Here is an 18,051-nt window from a genome sequence, read left to right as displayed (position 1 = left end):
TATTTTATGCTGCACTGCAGAAAAAACTTGAAATGCTGCACTGCAGCATGCATATTGGTGTCAGAACAAAACAGCGGATTCGGATCCGCGCTGACCCAAACAGAAAGGCTTCTACAATGGCTAACAATGCACAAGACTTCACAGCGATCTTCAAAGACATGACAGGCGCTTTCCCTGTAGACACCAAAGCAATGGAAGAGCAGTTCAAGAGCCAGACCGCTATGGCCGAAAAACTGTCCACAGTCGCACTTGACGCTGCTGGCAAATCTGCCGAGCTGTCCGCAAAGTGGACAAAAGACACCATCGCCAAGATGGAAGCGATGACCTCTGCAAAAACAGAGCCAGCTGACTATGCAAAAGCTATGACAGACTTCGCATCTACATCTGCCGAGTCCGCTGCAGAGCACATGGCTGCTTTCGCTGAAATCGCGAAAATGGTTCAGACCCAGACTATGGAAATGGTTATGGCTGCAGGCAAAGACATGTCCGAGGACATGACTGCTGCTGCGAAAAAAGCAACGAACGAAGTAACTGCAGCTGCGAAAAAAGCAACTGCTAAGTAAGCGATTTTAAAACACCCTTGCCTCCCTGAGGGTAAGTTTTCAAAGACGGTCCGTTAGCGCGGGCCGTCTTTTGTTTGCGACTAAGGCTTTCTTTTTGCGCAGACGCAGCATAGGCTTCTCTGCACCGCAACATCCGTGAAAGGGACGCCCGTGGCCGACACCAACAAACCGCTGCTGATCAAGCGCTACGCGAGCCGCCGTCTTTATAACACAGAGACAAGCGACTATGTGACGCTCGAGGATATCGCACTTTTTATCCGCGAAGGCCGCGAAGTGCAGATTGTGGACCTCAAATCCGGTGATGATCTAACCCGCCAATATCTGTTGCAAATTATCGCCGAACACGAAAGCCGCGGCGAAAGTGTGTTGCCTGTTGATGTGCTGACCGATCTGGTGCGCAGCTATACCAGTCAGGCCGCCTCTGTTGTCCCTGAATTCCTGCAAGCCAGTTTTGAGATGCTACGCGATGGGCAGTCTAAGGCGCTCGAAAACATGGGCAAAGCCAACCCGATGACCGCGATGCCTGGCTTTGATGCAATGCGCGCCCAGCAAGCCGCGTTTTTCAAGGCGATGACCAGTGGAATTATTCCTGCTGCTGGCGAAGAAAAGACTCAAGCAGGTGACGATTTGGGCGAGATCAAAAACCAGCTTGCCGCCTTGCAGGAAAAACTATCAAAGATGGGCAAGTAACGCCTAGACACCTAAACGCCTAGGCGGTCGCGCATCGCATACCATGTCATTGCGAGCCTTAGTATTGGGGCACGCATGGCGACACCACCGGGGAAATTCGGTGTTTTCAGATCGGCCAAAGTATCGAACCTGCCCGCCTGACCTGCGACGGCTTCGGCTAGAACTTTGCCCGCGAGCCCCGTCAGCGCGACACCGTGCCCAGAAAAGCCAGAGGCAGAGATCACATTCGGTGCGACCTGCTGAATGGCAGGCAGCTTGTTCGCCGTGATCCCAAGTGTCCCGCCCCACGCATAGTCAACCCTCACATCGCCCAGTTGCGGAAACATCCGTGTCATACGTTGCCGCAGTGTCGTGCTGATATCCGTCGGGAAGGCGATTTGATAGCTTGGCCGCCCACCAAACAGCAGGCGCTTGTCCTCGGAAAGGCGATAGTAGTTCAGGACGAATTTGCTGTCACTGACGGCAATATCTTGTGACAATATTTCAGCCGCAAGCTCGCCTAGCGGTTCAGTTGCTGCGATAAAGCTGTTGACCGGCAATATCTTTGCCGACACTTTCCGTTCGATATTTGGCAAGTATCCGTTCCCCGCAAGGATCACATGCTGGGCTTTGATCCGCCCTTGGCTTGTGCACAAAACTGCGGTGGCCCCGTGCGCGATATGATGCACTTCGCTGCGTTCATAGATGCGCGCACCTGTTTTTTCCGCCAAGTGTGCCAACCCGAACGCATAGCGAAGCGGGTGAATATGGCCTGCTCCAAGGTCCAGATGCCCGCCAAAATAGCTGTCTGTTTTGATCAGATCGTTGATCCCTGCGCGGTCAAGAGTGTGGACAGTGTCGTGCCCGTAGGCCTGTTGCAAGAACTCCACGTCGCGGTGCATCCCGTCGACTTCACCGGGTTTTGCGGCGGCTTCTGCAATGCCAGGTTTGTATTGTGCTTCCGGGATTGCCGTTTGGCAAAGTCCGCGCAGGTCGTCCTTGGCTTCTTCTGCAAGGTCCCAAAGTCGCCGTGCATGATCCGCCCCATATGTTTCTGCAAGCTTGCGCATGGGTACATTATAGCCGCTGCAAACCTGACCGCCGTTGCGCCCCGATGCGCCAAAGCCGACGCGGTGCGCATCCACAACAACTACATCAAGTCCTTTGGACGCAAGGTGTCGCGCTGCTGACAGCCCAGTGAACCCTGCGCCGACGATACAGACGTCTGCCGTGACTTCGCCTTGCAATGTCGGGCGGTCAGCTGGAATATCCGTTGATGCCACGTACCAACTGTCGGGCAAAACGCCTTGGCGATCATTGCGGTAAAGCGGGTTCATTGTTTAGACGTTCAACAACAGGTGCTCGCGCTCCCATGGGCTAATGACTTGCAAGAACTCGGTGTGTTCGGCGCGTTTGACGATGGAATAGACGCGCGCAAAATCAGGGCCTAGCACGTCATGCAGTTCTTTCGCTTCGTCGAACAAGTCAAGCGCATCTGCAAGCGAGCTTGCGATTTCGGCTTCGGAATCTGATGCCTCGCCGCGCCAGCGTTTATCAGGGCGGATTTCGTTTTTCATCCCCAAATACCCGCATGCAAGCGATGCGGCGATGCACAGATAAGGATTGCAATCCATGCCGGGCAGGCGGTTTTCAACGCGACGTGCAGCCGGATCAGAGATCGGAATGCGAATGCCGGTTGTGCGGTTATCGCGGCCCCATTCAAGGTTCACAGGTGCAGCTTCACCTTCGACATAGCGACGGTAGCTGTTCACATATGGTGCGATCACAGCGATTGCACTTGGCATGTATTCTTGCAAGCCACCGATAAAGTGGAAGAACGCATCGGTTTCCCCGCCACCCGGTCCGGTAAAGATATTGCGGCCTTTTGCGTCGATGACCGAATGGTGGATGTGCATGGCCGATCCGGGTTCACCAGCGATGGGTTTCGCCATGAATGTCGCAAAGCAATCATGCCGCAGCGCGGCCTCGCGGATCAGACGTTTGAAAAAGAACACTTCGTCTGCCAACTTAATTGGGTCGCCATGGCGCAAGTTAATCTCGAGTTGGCCAGCGCCACCTTCTTGGGCGATGCCGTCGATCTCGAACCCTTGGACTTCGGCAAACTCATAGATGTCGTCGATCACAGGACCGTAGTCGTCAACAGCAGACATGGAATACGCTTGGCGTCCCGCTGCCGGCCGACCGGTGCGGCCCATCATCGGTTCAATCGACTTGGCCGGATCAATGTTGCGCGCGACAAGGTAGAATTCCATCTCGGGGGCGACAATCGGGGTCCAGCCTTCTGCTTCATAAAGGGCGACAACGCGGCGCAGAACATTGCGCGGCGAAAACGCGACAGGCTTGCCCTTTTGATCAAAGGCGTCGTGGATCACCTGCAATGTGCCATCCTTGGCCCAAGGTGCAGCGGTCGCCGTTGATAGGTCTGGCTTTAGAATCATGTCAGGTTCAAGAAACCCGTCCGGCCCTGCAGCTTCGCCCCAGTCGCCCGTAATGGTTTGGAAGAAGATCGAATTAGGAAGATGAAAATGTGCCTGTTTTTCCCATTTGCCTGCGGGAACAGTTTTTCCGCGTGCAATGCCGGGCAAGTCACCGATGACACATTCGACTTCGTCGAGACGATTTTGTTCCAGATAAACCTGTGCGGCCTCTGGTATGCTCTTGGTCCAACTCATGCGATTTTCCGTTCTTTAAAGAAGCGCGCGATTTGTGTAGCAACGCGCGGGCTATCATCTGGTTTACTAAGGTTGGCGCGGGCTTCGTCCATTTGGTGTTCAGGAACCACGCCTTTGCCGCGATAGTCCAGCAGGCCGTTGATGAAGGCGGCCCCGTATTCGGGATGTGGTTGTATCGTGAAAATGCGATTGCCATAAACGAGCGCTGCATTTTCACAAAAGGCATTTCCGGCATAAACGGTGGCGTCCGCCGGACGTTCAGTCACCTGATCTTGGTGCCAAGCGTTTAACGCCACGGTTTCACCGTCCCAATCATAGTCTGTGTGGCCTACAGCCCAGCCGCCGCTGAATTTCTCGACCTTGCCGCCCAAGGCTTTCGCGATGATTTGATGTCCAAAGCAAATGCCAACGAGCGGGATGTCAGCAGCATAAATATCGCGGATCAATCCCTCAAGCGGGGCAATAAAATCGATGTCCTCGTAGGCCCCATGTTTGGAACCTGTGATGATCCAACCGTCACATTCGGTGATCGATGTCGGAAATACCATGTCGACGACGCTATAAGTGGTAAATGTGAAACCATTGCCGTCCAGCATGCGTTCAAAATACGTGTACACGTCGCCAGTGGTCGGCAACAATTCGTCTGGGGCGTGGCCGGTCTGCAGGATGCCGATTTTCATGGCTAAGACTCTCGTTGGATGTTTGTTAAACCAAAGCTAGAGGCTCTTAATCCAACTTGCTAGGGGGGGCTTTGGTTAAACAAGATCAAGGTAGAAATCGAGCTGCTCTTCCGCCGTCATTGCGGCAAAGTGGAACATCTCTTGGCGTTTGGTGCGGACCAAGTTCTCAATCAGTTGCGGGTCAAAAATGCGTTTCGCCAATGTGCTGTGTTCAAATGCATCGATCGCATCACCCCAAGTGCCGGGCACTTGCGGCAGCTTTTGTTCATACGAATTGCCCTTGATCGGAGCGGGTGGCGTCAGCTTGTCCTCGATTCCGATCAAAGCGGATCCCAAAACCGCTGCTAGGAACAGATACGGGTTCACATCGCCGCCCGCCAACCTGTGTTCAATACGCCTTGCTGCAAAGCTGCCACCTGGGACGCGAATGGTTGCGGTGCGGTTGTCATAGGCCCAACAGATGCTGGTTGGGGCATGTGCGCCGGGGACAAGCCGTTCATAGCTATTGCCGTGTGGTGCAAAGATCAGCGCAAGGTCGGGGATACCAGCAAGGCAGCCCGCAATCGCATTATGAAGCATCGGCGTGCCTTCGTGGGTGCCATTTGCAAAAACATTGTTGCCGTCTGCATCAATGACCGAAAAATGCGTGTGTAGACCATTGCCCGCGTGATCTTCGTATGGCTTGGCCATGAAACTGGCAGCCATGCCGTGGTTACGGGCCAACCCGCGCACCAGCATCTTGAACAGCCAAGCATCATCTGCGGCCTTTAGCGCGTCCGGGACGTGTTCGAGGTTCACCTCGAATTGGCCGACACCGCCTTCGGAAATCGCGGCTTCAGCAGGGATATTCATCGCATCGCAAGCCTCGTAAAGCTCGTTAAAGAACTCGTCGAAAGCATCAAGGGCGCGCAAGGATAGGATTTCCGCACCTGCGCGCCGCTTGCCGGATATTGGGGATTTTGGCTGGCGGATTTCTTTGCCGCTGTCGTCCACCAGATAAAACTCCATTTCGGTGGCGGCGACTGGCGTCAGGCCAAGTGCTGTGTAGCGGTCAAGGACACGCGCAAGCGCATGGCGCGGATCACCCTTGAAAGGCGTGCCGTCTTCGTGAAAGGCCCAAAGCGGCAAAATAGCAGAAGGTGAACGTAGCCATGGCATTGGCACGTAGCCACGTTCGGTTGGCAACAGCAGGCCATCAGCATCGCCTGTTTCAAAAACCAGCGGGCTGTCGTCAATATCTTCGCCCCAAATATCAAGGTTCAGGACAGACAACGGAAAGCGGGTCCCGTCTTTTTCCAGCTTTTCAGCAAAACGGCGGGGAACACGTTTGCCACGCGCTTGGCCATTCAGGTCGGCAGCACCACAGCGCAGGTTGCGAATTTCTGGGTGATCATCAAGCCAACTCATCGGATTATCTGCGGCCTTATCTTAATTGCCTTGCGCCTTTCTTGGGGTAAATGGCGGTTCAAGCGATTATTGATAAACCCAAAGATACCAATAACGATCAGCGTGAGCAGGATGAAATAACCTGCAAGAATGGGGTAGGGCACAAAGGGGTTGAATGTTTTATCGGCAAAGTAATTCGCATAGTAAAGCGCGTCGCCGCGTTGCTGTGTTGCCGGAAAGCCAGAGAAGAAAACGAGCGTTGTCGCGTGGAATAAAAAGATCGCTTCGTTTGTGTAGGCAGGCCACGCAAGGCGCAGCATTGTGGGCCAGATCACGCGGCGAAACCGCGCCCAGCCTGATAGACCGTATGCATCTGCAGCTTCGGTGTCGCCCTTGGGGATGGACTGCAGCGCGCCGTAGAAAATCTCGCCTGTGTAGGCTGCGGTGTTCAAGAACAGCACGACCAACGCGCCAGCCCATGCAGATGTCAGCGGGCTAAAGAACGGGTAGGCGCCTTTGAGGCTCAGAAACAAGAAATATGCAAAGAAGAATTGGATAAATAGCGGCGAGCCGCGAAAGATGAAGATGAACCATTCGGCTGGTTTGCGCAGCCAAATGGTCTGCGCCGCTTTGCCCAACGCGACCGCAGTTGCCAAAAAGAACCCCGCACAAAGGGCCACGACGCCAAAGTAGATGTTCCAGATCATACCGGAGCCGATCAGGGTGAATTGCTGGCACAGCGTGAAATCGCTGCGCGGCAACAGCCGTTCGCCGATGCCTTGGCTGCGCAACGCGTAGTCAGCGATGGTTTCCCAACAACTCATGTCGCGGCCTTTCGCTGCGCTTCGCCCGCAGATGTGGCTTGGCCGTGGGTTAGACGCGCCATGATACGGTCTAGCACCACTTCGGATACTTTGGTGAAGCACAGGTAAAAGATCAGCAATGCGCCGAAATACCATATCCGCCAATCTGGATGGGGATATTCGGTGAACTGCGGTTGCTTGGCCCCGCCCAATTCACGCGCCCAATAGACGATGTCTTCAACACCTAAAAGGAACAACAAAGGCGTGGCTTTGATCAGCACCATCCAGAGGTTCGACAAGCCCGGTAAAGCAAAGACCCACATTTGGGGCACAAGCACGCGCCAGAAGGTCTGGCGACGGTTCATCCCGTAAGCTTCGGCCGTTTCAAGCTGACCTTTGGGCACTGCCCGCATCGCGCCAAATAGAACGTTGGCTGCAAAAGCCCCGAAAACGATCGCAAATGTCAGAACCGCCAGCATAAAGCCATAGGTTTCATGCACCCATTGTGGGGAATTTCCCAAAGGAAGTTTGGCAGCGGTACAGACGACAAAATCGTTGCCTTGGCGCACTGCATCAGACCAGTCAGGACACTTGATGCGGTGGCGGATGTATTCGAACCCTTGATCAAGGGCGATGACGAAGAACAGAAAGAATGCAATATCGGGAATGCCACGAACAACGGATATGTAGGTTTTGCCGATCCAGCGTAGCGGGGCGATGCCGCTGCGGGCTGCAGACGCGCCAGCAAACCCGAAGGCAAGGGCAGTTGGGGCCGTGATTGCAAGCAGCAACAAAACTGTTCCAAAGGCCCAATACATCGACATGTGCTTGCCTGTTGTCAGGTAGCAGCTAAGCCATTGGAGCCCTTCAAGGGTGGCAGGATCGGTGCAATAACTAAAAATGTGGGGTGCCTAGGGGTTAGGGCGGAATCTGAGTTTAAAGGGCAAGATGATGAAGGTGTGTTGCGCCCCGACTGCAAAGTCGAGGCGCAAGCAATAGCTTAGAATGTAGCCGAACCTGGGAGCCAATTGACGATCAATTCGTTCAATGTGCCGTCAGCTTTCATCGACTGGATGGCTGCCGTGAACTTGTCGCGCAGTTCTGTATCGGACTGTCGCACACCAAGGCCGATACCGCCACCGATCAACACATCATCGCCAACAAAGGACATTTCGGCGTCGGACATTGCGATTGGCTCAAGGAATGCTTTGTCAGCGAGAACTGCATCAGCTTCGCCGGCTTTGACAGCTGCGATTGTTTCGTCTGGTGACGCGAACTCAAGCAAAGTGGCACCGACGATGCCGGTCACATAGCTGGCTTGGATTGTGCTGGACTGTGCCGCGATTACTGCGGTGGTCAGGTCCACATCGCCCATCGCAAGGAACGCGGATGGATCTGGCTGTGTGTACGCCTCGGAGAAGTCGATAACTTCTTTGCGCTCGTCGGTGATCGACATGCCTGCGATGATCGCGTCGTAGTTTCCGGATACGAGGTTGGGAATAATGCTGTCCCACTCGTTGGTGACCCATTCGCAGGTCAGTTCAGCGCGCAAGCAAAGCTCGTCGCCTAATTCACGCTCGAATCCGTCTACTTCGCCAGCGTCGTTAATAAAGTTGTAAGGTGCATATGCGCCTTCGGTGCCAAGCCGGACGACGGCGTGACCGTCAGCCATTGCAAAGCTTCCTGCGACGGCGAGTGCGGCCGTTGTAAGGATAAGGTTTTTCATCTTTATTCTCCCGATATGATGAAATTAGTTAACCGTTGCAGATAAAAAGCCCCGCAATCGGTCGGTTTTGGGATGAGCGAAGATGTCGGCGGGTGCGCCTTCTTCTTCGATCTTCCCTTGATGCAAGAATACGACGTGGTCGCTGACATCAGCGGCCAGACGCATGTCGTGGGTCACAATAATCATTGTTCGTCCTTCAGAGGCGAGATCTTTTATGACCTTGACGACTTCTTGTTCAAGTTCGGGGTCCAAAGCGCTGGTTGGTTCGTCAAACAGCAGTGCTTTGGGCTCCATGCAGAGGGCGCGCGCGATAGCGGCCCGTTGTTGTTGTCCGCCAGATAGCTGGGCGGGATAGACATCGCATTTATCGCCGATGCCGACTTTGTCGAGATATTTGCGCGCCGATGCTTCGACTTCTGCGCGGTCACGCTTGAGGACCGTGAGAGGTGCTTCCATCACGTTTTGTAAGATTGTCATGTGTGCCCACAAATTGAACTGCTGGAACACCATCGACAGGTTCGTCCGGATGCGAATCATTTGTGCGTGATCGCCGGGGCGTCGGTTCAAACCGCTGCCCTTCCAGAGCACTGGTTCACCGCAGAAAATAACATCGCCTTGCTGGCTGTCTTCTAACAGGTTGGCGCATCGCAAAAGTGTTGATTTGCCAGACCCGGACGACCCGATCAAAGATACAACATGGCCGGCAGGCGCCACGATATCAACGCCCTTGAGGACCTCAAGATCACCATAGGCTTTGTGCAAGTTGCGGATTTCGATTACCGGGGCGGGGTTTGTCACTATGACCACTTTTCTTTCACTGTCGGTGCAGTAGGGCCTATTTTGGGGCCCTTGGCAACATCTGCGCCTGTTGCGACCTCACGTTAAGCGAGGATTGCGGTCGGTTTTGGAGGGAACGGTAAGTCATAGGCAATGGGGTCTAACGCTATGATTGTATTCAAGCCCAGCACTGATGCCACTTGCGGGTGTAGTTGACTGATCGCCGCGGCAATTGCCGCAAAATATGGCTGCGGATTCTGCCCCTTGCGGGTGATAAATGTCATTCCCGGGGAAGGCGCAGTATGCCCGATCATTCTCAGATTCTGCGTGTGCGGGTTTTCACCAGATTCGATCCGCCACGTTTGTGCATCGATTGCCGCGATGTCCGCCGTGCCTGACGCGACGGCTGCAATGCTTGCATTGTGGCTGCCGGTGGCCGCACTTAGCTTGAATTGTCTGCCTTGCGTCTGTGCCCAAAGCTGCGCCGCGCCATAGCCTGATTGGGACAGGGGTTCGTTGCAAACAAAACGCGCGTCAAACATGTCAGCAGGGTCATTTGCGGGGCAGTCGTTGTGGACAACAAAGTGGCTGCGGTAATGCCCCGGAGGACACCCGTTGAGACCGTAGTCAGCTGCGCCAATTATTGTCACTTTGTCCATGAATGCGGCCCGCAAAGGCAAGTTGCAAATTTGACCGAGCACCAAATCTGAATGCGCCCAGCTGTCCATGTGCCCGATATCATGATCAAGCCCGTCCGGTGCGGCAAGACCTTGTCCGCGCAGTGCATCCCTGATCAATCCCCAAAGGGTATCATGCGCCGCCTTATTCGACGCACGCGCATACATCGGCAGACTGGCAATCATCCAGCGCTGACTTTTAGTCTCGCACGGTGGCTGTCTTGGTCGGTGACGCCCAGCAAAGACACGGTCATGCGCATCATGCTGTCTTCTTCGTCGTCGCGGATGCCGTCGGCTAGAACAACTGCCCACATCGCCTCGATCACACTAACACGGTCCTCATAGGACACAGCTTCTTTGATTGCCCGGGTAAAGCGGACGGTATCTGGGGCTTCGGCCTCAAGGGTTTCGCATTGCGCACGTAGGGCTGCGGCCTCTGATTGTGGCAAGTCATAGCGGCGCATCAGCAGTTGGTCGATTTGTGCAACTTCATCGGTGGAATAGTCACCGTCAGTTCGCGCAAGTCGCACAAGGATAGCCCCGAGCGCCAATCTGGCATCAGGATCAGGAAGGGTTTGCGGTTCGGGGGCGGTCATGCGCCGGATCAGATCACTAAACATCGTTTTTATATAGTCCGGCGAAGCTTGGTGTGAAAGAGGGCAGAAAGCCGCGTGGCCTCTTCTTCGAAACCATAGGGCGCATTTACGACAAAAAGACCCGATCCAACCATGCGGTGACCCGCGCGGGCAGGTGGAAAAGCGACTTCGTGGGTCACGGCCTCTGGCAAGGCTGATTGCAAGGCGCGCACCATCGGCTTGTGTGGGCCATCAGCCAAAATGGGGTACCAAAGCATGATGACACCAACGCCCCACTTGCGGTGGATTTGGCTGATCGTCTTTGGAATTGTCTCGTAGTCGGTTTTGATCTCGAACGACGGGTCAATTAATAGCATGCCCCGACGCGGTTCAGGCGGGCACATCGACAACGCCAATTCCCAACCGTCCATCTGTTTGAACACGCCGCCATAAGGCGACATGTTTTCCTTGAGCGCTGTAAATTCCTGCGGATGCAATTCCGCCAGATACATGTTGTCCATCGGGCGGATGCTTTCGGCGGCAACTGCAGGCGAGCCGGGATAGGCGTTTGCACCATGTTTGGTATGGATGCGAGCAAGCACCTTTGAATAAGGATGATCGGCGGCAAACCAGTCAGCGGCGCGTGCAATCCCTTGGGCCGCCTCGCCGGTTTTGATCGCGGCCTCATCGGTCAAATTATAAAGCCCGCGTCCGGCGTGCGTTTCCATATAGGACAGGGGTTTGTCCTTGCGGGTCATGTAGTCCAGCACCCAAGCCAGCATGCTGTGTTTGTGCACATCTGCCAGATTTCCGGCATGGTAGATGTGTTGATATGAAAGCATGATTTATCCCTACGGTGTGATGGTGCGGCTTAGCGCAGTGCAGCCATGCTGTCTATTGCGGGCTTGCTTGAAAGATGTGCTGTGCTATCTCAGGGGTAAGAAACAGAAAGGTCCTTACATGTTTTTGCGCATTTTGACAGCAACCGCCCTGATCACAGCACCCGTTTTCGCTGCGGCACAAGACGCGCAGAACGAGGTCTCTTTTTGGCTGGGGCTTGGTCCTGATCTAGAGCCGGGATATTTTGGCGATGCTGATCAAGATGCGGGCGTGGGTTTCAAGTTCGCGATCGACACCGTGAAAATCGGCCCGATATCGCGTGAGCCTGGTCAGGCAACGGGCCTCGGATTTGGCCCGTCCGTGCGCTATATCACAGGACGCGACGCGGATGATTTTGAAGAACTCGCAGGCTTGGCGACGATCGATCCGTCGCTGGAGCTGGGTGGGCGCGTCAAATATGCGGCCCCTTCGTACGAATTGTTTGCAAGTTTGCGTTATGGCGCGGTCGGTCACAAATCTTTTGTTTCAGAAGTTGGCGGTGATCTGATTTACCGCCCCACAGACAACATTCGTCTTTCTGCAGGCCCACGCGTTCTTTGGGGCGATGAAGACTATGCCAACACTTATTTCGGGATAAGCGCTGACGAAGCTCTCGCAAGTACGGTTTTTGGCGATGCATTCGAAGCAGGTAGCGGTATGATCAGCGCCGGCGCAGAGCTTGAAGCTGTTTATGAGGTCAGTGATAACTGGCAAGTTGTCGGCACGATCACATATGACAAGCTGCGTGGCGATGCCGCTGACAGCCCGATCAGTGAATCAGATGAACAGATCAGCACGCAAATCGTACTGACCCGTAAAATCACATTTAACTTTTAAGACTTAGACCAGCCGCGAGGTTTCAACTGCCGCCCGCACAAAGTCCGCAAACAGCGGGTGCGGGGCGAATGGCTTTGACTTCAGTTCGGGGTGGAACTGCACGCCGATAAACCATGGGTGATCTTTCCATTCTACGATCTCTGGCAGCTTGCCATCAGGCGACATGCCGGAGAACTGCAGACCTACTTTTTCAAGCACATCACGGTATTTGGTATCAACCTCATAGCGGTGACGGTGGCGTTCTTCGATTGTCGTACCGCCGTAGATCTGCGCAACCTTGGAGCCTTCAACCAGCGTCGCGTCATATGCGCCAAGACGCATCGTGCCGCCTTTGTCGTCGTCGGTCTTACGCGCGACCATATGATTGCCCTGCACCCATTCTTTGAGGTGGTAGACGACAGGCTCGAAACGTTTGCCGCCTGCTTCGTGGTCGAATTCTTCGGAACCGGCCTTGTCCATGCCTGCAACATTGCGTGCAGCCTCGATCACCGCCATTTGCATGCCAAGGCAGATGCCAAGATAGGGAATTTGTTTTTCGCGCGCGAATTGGGCCGCTTTGATTTTGCCCTCGGTGCCGCGTTCGCCAAATCCACCTGGCACAAGAATCGCATGGAAACCTTGCAGGAATGGCGCGGCGTCTTTGCTATCAAAAAGCTCCGCATCGACCCATTCGATCTTGACCTTCACACGGTTAGCCATGCCACCGTGGGTCAATGCTTCTGCGATAGATTTATAGGCGTCTTCAAGCTGGGTGTATTTGCCGACGATCGCAATCTTCACATGGCCTTCTGGGTTGTGGATGCGGTCATAAACGTCGTGCCACATGTCCAGTTTTGGGGCAGGAGCGGGCGAAATACCAAAGGCGTCCAGTACGGCCTGATCCAACCCTTGATCATGATAGGCGAGCGGTGCCTCGTAGATGGATTTAAGGTCATAGGCCGCAACAACGAATTGCTTGCGTACGTTGCAGAACAGCGCAATTTTCTCGCGTTCTTTTTCGGGGATCGGGTGTTCGGACCGGCAAACAAGAATATCCGGCGCAATACCAATGGACTGCAGTTCTTTGACCGAGTGCTGTGTTGGCTTGGTCTTCAACTCGCCCGAGGCTGCCAGATACGGCAACAACGTCAGGTGCATGAAGATGCATTGGCCGCGTGGTTTGTCATGGGCAAACTGGCGGATCGCCTCAAAGAAAGGCAGGCCCTCGATGTCGCCAACTGTGCCGCCGATCTCACAGAGCATGAAATCAACTTCGTCTTCGCCAATCGCCAAGAATTCTTTGATTTCATTGGTGACGTGGGGAACCACCTGAATGGTCTTGCCTAAATAATCGCCGCGGCGCTCTTTCTCTAAGACATTCGAATAAATACGACCGGAACTGACCGAATCTGTCTTGCGGGCAGGCACGCCCGTGAAGCGTTCATAGTGGCCAAGGTCGAGGTCCGTTTCGGCACCATCATCGGTCACAAAAACCTCGCCATGTTCGAACGGCGACATCGTACCGGGATCAACGTTTAGGTAGGGATCAAGTTTGCGCAGGCGCACGGAATAACCACGCGCTTGCAACAAGGCACCCAAAGCCGCAGAGGCAAGGCCTTTGCCAAGCGAGGAGACAACACCGCCGGTGATGAAAATATAGCGTGCCATTGGTAGAGAACTCCCGTGAAGACGTACAAAATAGGTGGAAGAACGAACCCGAAAATTCGCATCATCACGGGGTTTGAGCATTACCGGATTCGCACCCGATTGGCAAGCTTTGACCCAAGATCATGTTGCAATGCGTGTCCGCACTGCAACCCCTTGTGTTTACTCGCCCGCGGGGACCAGTGGCGCATCAGCCGATGACGGGGGCAGCAAACTGTCACCCAGATCAGGCACTTCGACACCTTCGGCTGCGGATGGATTAAAGCGGTCAGCGACGGATGATCCTGCTGAATTGCTTGCTGAAATCAATGTCAGCGCAATCGACGTGCAGATGAACGCGACCGCGAGAATCCAAGTAAACTTGCTCATCGCGGTTGGTGCTGGGCGGCTGCCCGAGGCACCGCCGCCGCCGCCCATGCCAAGACCGCCACCCTCAGAGCGCTGCAAAAGCACAGTACCGATCAAGCTAAGTGCTAAAATCAGATGAACAATGAGGACGACATTTTCCATTAAGGGGCCTTTCGGGGCGTTCGCGAACACGCGGTATCTAAAAGCTGCAACGCCATCCCGCAACCCCCCAAACCCCTTTAGAGGTCGGGTTATTCATCGATATCGTCTACATCGGTCTGTCCTGTCAGGCGGCGGCGTACGATTGACCATGAAAGTCCGACAGCCAAAACGATCGAAAGGGCCACGATTCCGATCCATGTGTTCACAGTTGGGTTGTCCAGACTGATGAAGCCCTGATCAAACAAGACCCATAACAACGTGCCCACAACCGCCAAAATAAGGACCATCCCGAAGATTCCGATCGACCGAAGTGTCGCGCGCAAATAAATGATGTAGCCGACCCCCAGGATCAGCCCCAGTAACACGGCCATGGACAGGTTAGTGTCCGCATTTGCCATGCTCCAGCGTACATAATTCCACTCTGTCGGATTATAAGTTGCCGCCAGCAGCACGAATGCAAAGACCCAACGTATGACGAAACCCATGATATGCCTCACTTCTTTGTGGTGTTGGCACAATGCTTGGTCGCACCCTTCGTGTCCAGTCAGGCATTTTGCGGTTTCCCAAGCGGCAGCGCGTCGATATAGGGGGCACGCAATCTTTGAGGAATAGAATCTTATGGCAAACGTTGTGGTCGTCGGTGCCCAGTGGGGCGATGAAGGCAAAGGCAAGATCGTTGATTGGCTTTCAGAACGTGCTGATGTGATCGCGCGCTTTCAAGGTGGTCACAATGCTGGCCATACGCTGGTCATTGATGGCGAGGTCTTTAAGCTGAACGCGCTGCCTTCGGGTGTGGTGCGCGGTGGCAAGCTTTCGGTCATTGGCAACGGTGTTGTGCTGGACCCCTGGCATCTGGTCAAAGAGATCGCCTCGATCCGTAAACAAGGCGTTGAGATCACGCCAGAGACGCTCATGATTGCAGAAAATACACCGCTGATTCTGCCGATCCACGGCGAATTGGACCGCGCCCGTGAAGAAGCGTCCAGCAAAGGCACCAAGATCGGCACGACCGGTCGCGGTATCGGGCCTGCCTATGAAGATAAGGTCGGTCGCCGGTCTGTACGTGTGGCCGATTTGGCGGATTCGGCGACATTAGAAGCGCGCGTTGACCGTGCTTTGCAGCACCACGATCCGCTGCGCCGCGGCTTGGGTATTGAACCAGTTGACCGTGATGCGCTGGTGGCACAGCTCAAGGATATTGCAGCAGAAATTCTGCCCTATGCGGCGCCTGTTTGGAAAGTGCTCAACGAAAAGCGCAAAGCCGGTAAGCGGATTTTGTTTGAAGGCGCACAGGGTGCATTGCTGGATATCGATTTCGGCACCTATCCGTTCGTGACATCTTCCAATGTGATCGCGGGGCAGGCCGCAACTGGTGTGGGCCTTGGCCCAAATGCCATCGATTATGTGCTTGGAATCGTGAAAGCGTACACAACGCGCGTTGGCGAAGGCCCGTTCCCGACCGAGTTGGACGATGACGACGGCAACCGCCTTGGCACGCGTGGGCATGAATTCGGAACTGTCACCGGGCGCAAGCGGCGCTGTGGTTGGTTTGATGCAGCATTGGTTCGGCAAACCTGCGCGACATCGGGTGTAACTGGTATCTCACTGACTAAACTCGACGTGTTGGACGGGTTCGAGAAACTGAAAATTTGTGTGGGGTACGACCTCGACGGCAAAACACTTGATTACCTGCCAACCGCTGCCGATCAACAAGCCCGCTGCAAACCGATCTATGAAGAGATTGATGGATGGTCTGAATCAACTGAAGGTGCGCGTTCTTGGGCTGAATTGCCTGCTCAGGCGATCAAATATGTGCGTCGCATCGAAGAGTTGATCGATTGCCCCGTCGCGCTAGTTTCCACCTCACCGGAAAGAGAAGACACCATTTTGGTGACTGATCCCTTCGTAGATTGAGGTGAAATGACTTATAAAGCACGCAAACGGCTCGCACTTTTTATCCTCGTGGTAGGGCTGCCGATCTATATGATCGTGGCCGCAACAGTGATGAGCCGGATGATGAATGCCGAAGTGCGCTTTCCGATGCCGATCGAGTTTTTCATCTATGTATTGCTGGGGATTGGATGGGCATTTCCGCTCAAATGGGTGTTCAAAGGGATCGGACAGGTCGATCCAGACGAGAATAATCAGACGTAGAAAAGGCGGGGAATGTCCCCGCCTTTTTTCATTCTTCTGGGCTGCGCTTAGTAGCGTGCCGCTTGATTGCCGCTTGGCTTGAACCGCGTGTTTTCAGCAATTTGAAAGCGGCCATTGTTTAGTTTGATGATCCGTGACTGGCGCAACAAGCGTCCAAACGACCGCAACCCGTCTTCACGCGTCACTTCATCGTCTGTCGCGGATTGCACGACTTTCATTACTTGCGGGCGTGAAAAATCATCTTCGCCTTCGACAAACGCCAGATAAGCACCCGCCGCCTCCAGCTTATCGACAAGGTCTTTGGCACCCTGCTGGCGTGCAAAATCAGCAAATGTCTGGGCTGTGGCTTCGTTCGATTTGGCTTTGGTGGTTTCGGCAATTTCGCGCAAACGTGCGGCTGCTTCCGTTAGCGGGGCGACTTCGCGCAAGCTGCTTTGTGGTGCTTCATTGACTGGCTCGACCAGCTTAAGCGGCGGAAGCGCCGTCCCGTCAGTGCTTCCGGTACCTTCAAGCGCGCCAAGATCGTCGCGGAACATCGCACTTACATCACGTGATTTTGCGCCTGAGTCGCCCATTTGGCGGGCCGCCTCTGTCGCAGCAACCGCTGCCTTAAGCTGCGCAATTGCATCGCGCCCGTCGCGGGTTTCTTGCAAGTCAAGTTGCACGTCGGTCTTCATCAAAATGCGGCTCATCGCGTCTTCGACAGTGCGCGGCAGTCCGTGACGGGCTAGCTCATTTCCTGGGCGGGCCGCGATTTCGCGTTCGATTTTCGCAACTTCTTCATGCAGGTCAAAGTCTTCGTCTTCATCTTCTTCGTCCGCATCTGTGATCGGCTGATGGCGTGTCGTCAAAAGCAGTGGCTGTTCGATACGCTCTGGACGCAGAGGTGCGACGTTTTCTGCAGCAACGTCGTTTGCCGCGTCTACATCGCTGTATTGTGCGTCGTCCGCATCTTCGGCATCGGTGTCTTGCGCCATTTTTTCTTCAACGCCATCATCTTCAGCGATATCATCCTCGACGCCGTCATCTTCAACGATATCCTTTGTCGCGATTTTGTCTTCCACGATAGTTTCAAACGCGTCGTCTGGTTCGTCGATGATCAGTTCTTCTTCACCAAGCGCTAAAGGTTCGCTAGCAGCGGTCGCCGGAGGTTCAAGCTGCGCGTCGGCATCCATCAGTTCAGAGTTGCGTTTGGCCAATTCAGCAAGCCGCTGCGCCAGTGGGTTCACTGCCTTTGGCGTTTCTTTCACATCGTCTTCGGTCAGGTCTTCGGCATATGTATCATCACGCGCTGGCGGCGCACCACGGCCTACGACTGCGCGGATACGCTGCAATCGATCGGCTGCACTGGTTTCGCCTTCGTCAAGCGTTGGTGCATCCATGGTGGCGACTGCCGCGACTGCAAAGTCGTCAGTGCCGGCATCGTCTTCAGTATCAGTTCCATCGGTATCATCCGCGTCTGCGGTTGTGTCCATGAA

20 protein-coding genes are annotated in these 18,051 nt (G+C 54.6%); 5 read left to right on the top strand and 15 right to left on the bottom strand.

Annotation, left to right across the window (positions count from 1 at the left end; translation table 11 throughout):
- Nucleotides 1–116 precede the first annotated feature (116 nt).
- Both QZ197_RS03950 and phaR read left to right on the top strand, forming a co-directional pair.
- Nucleotides 117–563 carry a Phasin gene (locus tag QZ197_RS03950; RefSeq protein ID WP_296430276.1) on the top strand — a complete coding sequence of 149 codons (447 nt, stop codon included), beginning with the start codon at nucleotides 117–119 and terminating at the stop codon, nucleotides 561–563.
- Between the two features lie 150 nt (nucleotides 564–713).
- Complete coding sequence (gene phaR, locus QZ197_RS03945) at nucleotides 714–1,253, top strand: polyhydroxyalkanoate synthesis repressor PhaR (RefSeq protein ID WP_296430274.1); 540 nt, start codon at nucleotides 714–716, stop codon at nucleotides 1,251–1,253.
- 11 nt (nucleotides 1,254–1,264) lie between these two features.
- Here the strand turns inward: phaR and QZ197_RS03940 are convergent, their stop codons facing one another.
- The 11 genes from QZ197_RS03940 to rlmJ form a co-directional block, all read right to left on the bottom strand.
- The gene (locus tag QZ197_RS03940) at nucleotides 1,265–2,569 is read right to left on the bottom strand and encodes an FAD-binding oxidoreductase (RefSeq protein WP_296430273.1); all 1,305 of its coding nucleotides are present in this window, start codon (nucleotides 2,567–2,569) and stop codon (nucleotides 1,265–1,267) included.
- Between the two features lie 3 nt (nucleotides 2,570–2,572).
- Complete coding sequence (locus QZ197_RS03935) at nucleotides 2,573–3,925, bottom strand: glutamine synthetase family protein (RefSeq protein WP_296430271.1); 1,353 nt, start codon at nucleotides 3,923–3,925, stop codon at nucleotides 2,573–2,575.
- On the bottom strand, nucleotides 3,922–4,605 hold the full coding sequence (locus tag QZ197_RS03930; protein WP_296430269.1) for a type 1 glutamine amidotransferase: 684 nt from the start codon (nucleotides 4,603–4,605) through the stop codon (nucleotides 3,922–3,924). Before QZ197_RS03930 ends, QZ197_RS03935 begins: the two co-directional genes overlap by 4 nt.
- 75 nt (nucleotides 4,606–4,680) lie before the next feature.
- The gene (locus tag QZ197_RS03925; protein ID WP_296430267.1) at nucleotides 4,681–6,012 is read right to left on the bottom strand and encodes a glutamine synthetase family protein; all 1,332 of its coding nucleotides are present in this window, start codon (nucleotides 6,010–6,012) and stop codon (nucleotides 4,681–4,683) included.
- A complete protein-coding gene (locus QZ197_RS03920) occupies nucleotides 6,009–6,815 on the bottom strand; it encodes an ABC transporter permease subunit (protein WP_296430265.1) in 807 nt (268 codons plus the stop codon). Before QZ197_RS03920 ends, QZ197_RS03925 begins: the two co-directional genes overlap by 4 nt.
- The gene (locus QZ197_RS03915) at nucleotides 6,812–7,696 is read right to left on the bottom strand and encodes an ABC transporter permease subunit (RefSeq protein WP_296430294.1); all 885 of its coding nucleotides are present in this window, start codon (nucleotides 7,694–7,696) and stop codon (nucleotides 6,812–6,814) included. Before QZ197_RS03915 ends, QZ197_RS03920 begins: the two co-directional genes overlap by 4 nt.
- A 98-nt stretch (nucleotides 7,697–7,794) precedes the next feature.
- Nucleotides 7,795–8,520 (bottom strand): transporter substrate-binding domain-containing protein, encoded by a 726-nt coding sequence (locus QZ197_RS03910; RefSeq protein ID WP_296430263.1) that lies wholly within the window; start codon nucleotides 8,518–8,520, stop codon nucleotides 7,795–7,797.
- A 24-nt stretch (nucleotides 8,521–8,544) separates the two neighbouring features.
- Nucleotides 8,545–9,318, bottom strand: a complete 774-nt coding sequence (locus tag QZ197_RS03905; RefSeq protein ID WP_296430261.1) for an amino acid ABC transporter ATP-binding protein — start codon at nucleotides 9,316–9,318, stop codon at nucleotides 8,545–8,547.
- 83 nt (nucleotides 9,319–9,401) lie between these two features.
- Entirely contained in the window at nucleotides 9,402–10,142 is a 741-nt protein-coding gene (locus QZ197_RS03900; protein WP_296430258.1) for a PhnD/SsuA/transferrin family substrate-binding protein, read from the bottom strand.
- A 14-nt stretch (nucleotides 10,143–10,156) separates the two neighbouring features.
- Nucleotides 10,157–10,594, bottom strand: coding sequence for a TerB family tellurite resistance protein (locus QZ197_RS03895; RefSeq protein ID WP_296430256.1), 438 nt, complete (start codon nucleotides 10,592–10,594; stop codon nucleotides 10,157–10,159).
- A gap of 5 nt (nucleotides 10,595–10,599) precedes the next feature.
- Nucleotides 10,600–11,391, bottom strand: a complete 792-nt coding sequence (rlmJ, locus tag QZ197_RS03890; protein ID WP_296430254.1) for a 23S rRNA (adenine(2030)-N(6))-methyltransferase RlmJ — start codon at nucleotides 11,389–11,391, stop codon at nucleotides 10,600–10,602.
- Between the two features lie 118 nt (nucleotides 11,392–11,509).
- Between rlmJ and QZ197_RS03885 the strand changes: the two genes are divergently transcribed.
- Entirely contained in the window at nucleotides 11,510–12,265 is a 756-nt protein-coding gene (locus QZ197_RS03885) for a MipA/OmpV family protein (RefSeq protein WP_296430253.1), read from the top strand.
- Nucleotides 12,266–12,268: 3 nt separating this feature from the next.
- On the opposite strand, the gene QZ197_RS03880 is transcribed toward QZ197_RS03885, so the two are convergent.
- From QZ197_RS03880 to QZ197_RS03870, 3 genes are all read right to left on the bottom strand, one after another.
- Complete coding sequence (locus tag QZ197_RS03880) at nucleotides 12,269–13,912, bottom strand: CTP synthase (protein ID WP_296430250.1); 1,644 nt, start codon at nucleotides 13,910–13,912, stop codon at nucleotides 12,269–12,271.
- 159 nt (nucleotides 13,913–14,071) lie between these two features.
- A complete protein-coding gene (gene secG / locus QZ197_RS03875; RefSeq protein WP_272146306.1) occupies nucleotides 14,072–14,419 on the bottom strand; it encodes a preprotein translocase subunit SecG in 348 nt (115 codons plus the stop codon).
- Nucleotides 14,420–14,508: 89 nt separating this feature from the next.
- Entirely contained in the window at nucleotides 14,509–14,904 is a 396-nt protein-coding gene (locus tag QZ197_RS03870) for a DUF6524 family protein (RefSeq protein WP_272146304.1), read from the bottom strand.
- A 133-nt stretch (nucleotides 14,905–15,037) separates the two neighbouring features.
- Here QZ197_RS03870 and QZ197_RS03865 point away from each other — a divergent pair, with 133 nt between their 5' ends.
- Nucleotides 15,038–16,333, top strand: a complete 1,296-nt coding sequence (locus QZ197_RS03865; protein ID WP_272146302.1) for an adenylosuccinate synthase — start codon at nucleotides 15,038–15,040, stop codon at nucleotides 16,331–16,333.
- Nucleotides 16,334–16,339: 6 nt separating this feature from the next.
- Nucleotides 16,340–16,573 carry a DUF2842 domain-containing protein gene (locus QZ197_RS03860; protein ID WP_272146300.1) on the top strand — a complete coding sequence of 78 codons (234 nt, stop codon included), beginning with the start codon at nucleotides 16,340–16,342 and terminating at the stop codon, nucleotides 16,571–16,573.
- Between the two features lie 47 nt (nucleotides 16,574–16,620).
- On the opposite strand, the gene QZ197_RS03855 is transcribed toward QZ197_RS03860, so the two are convergent.
- Nucleotides 16,621–18,051, bottom strand: a 1,431-nt coding sequence (locus tag QZ197_RS03855; protein WP_296430243.1) for a hypothetical protein, incomplete at its 5' end; no start/stop codon positions are given.

Source organism: Yoonia sp., from assembly GCF_017854415.1.
Lineage (GTDB): Bacteria > Pseudomonadota > Alphaproteobacteria > Rhodobacterales > Rhodobacteraceae > Yoonia.
This window is presented reverse-complemented; position numbering and strand designations above follow the sequence as displayed.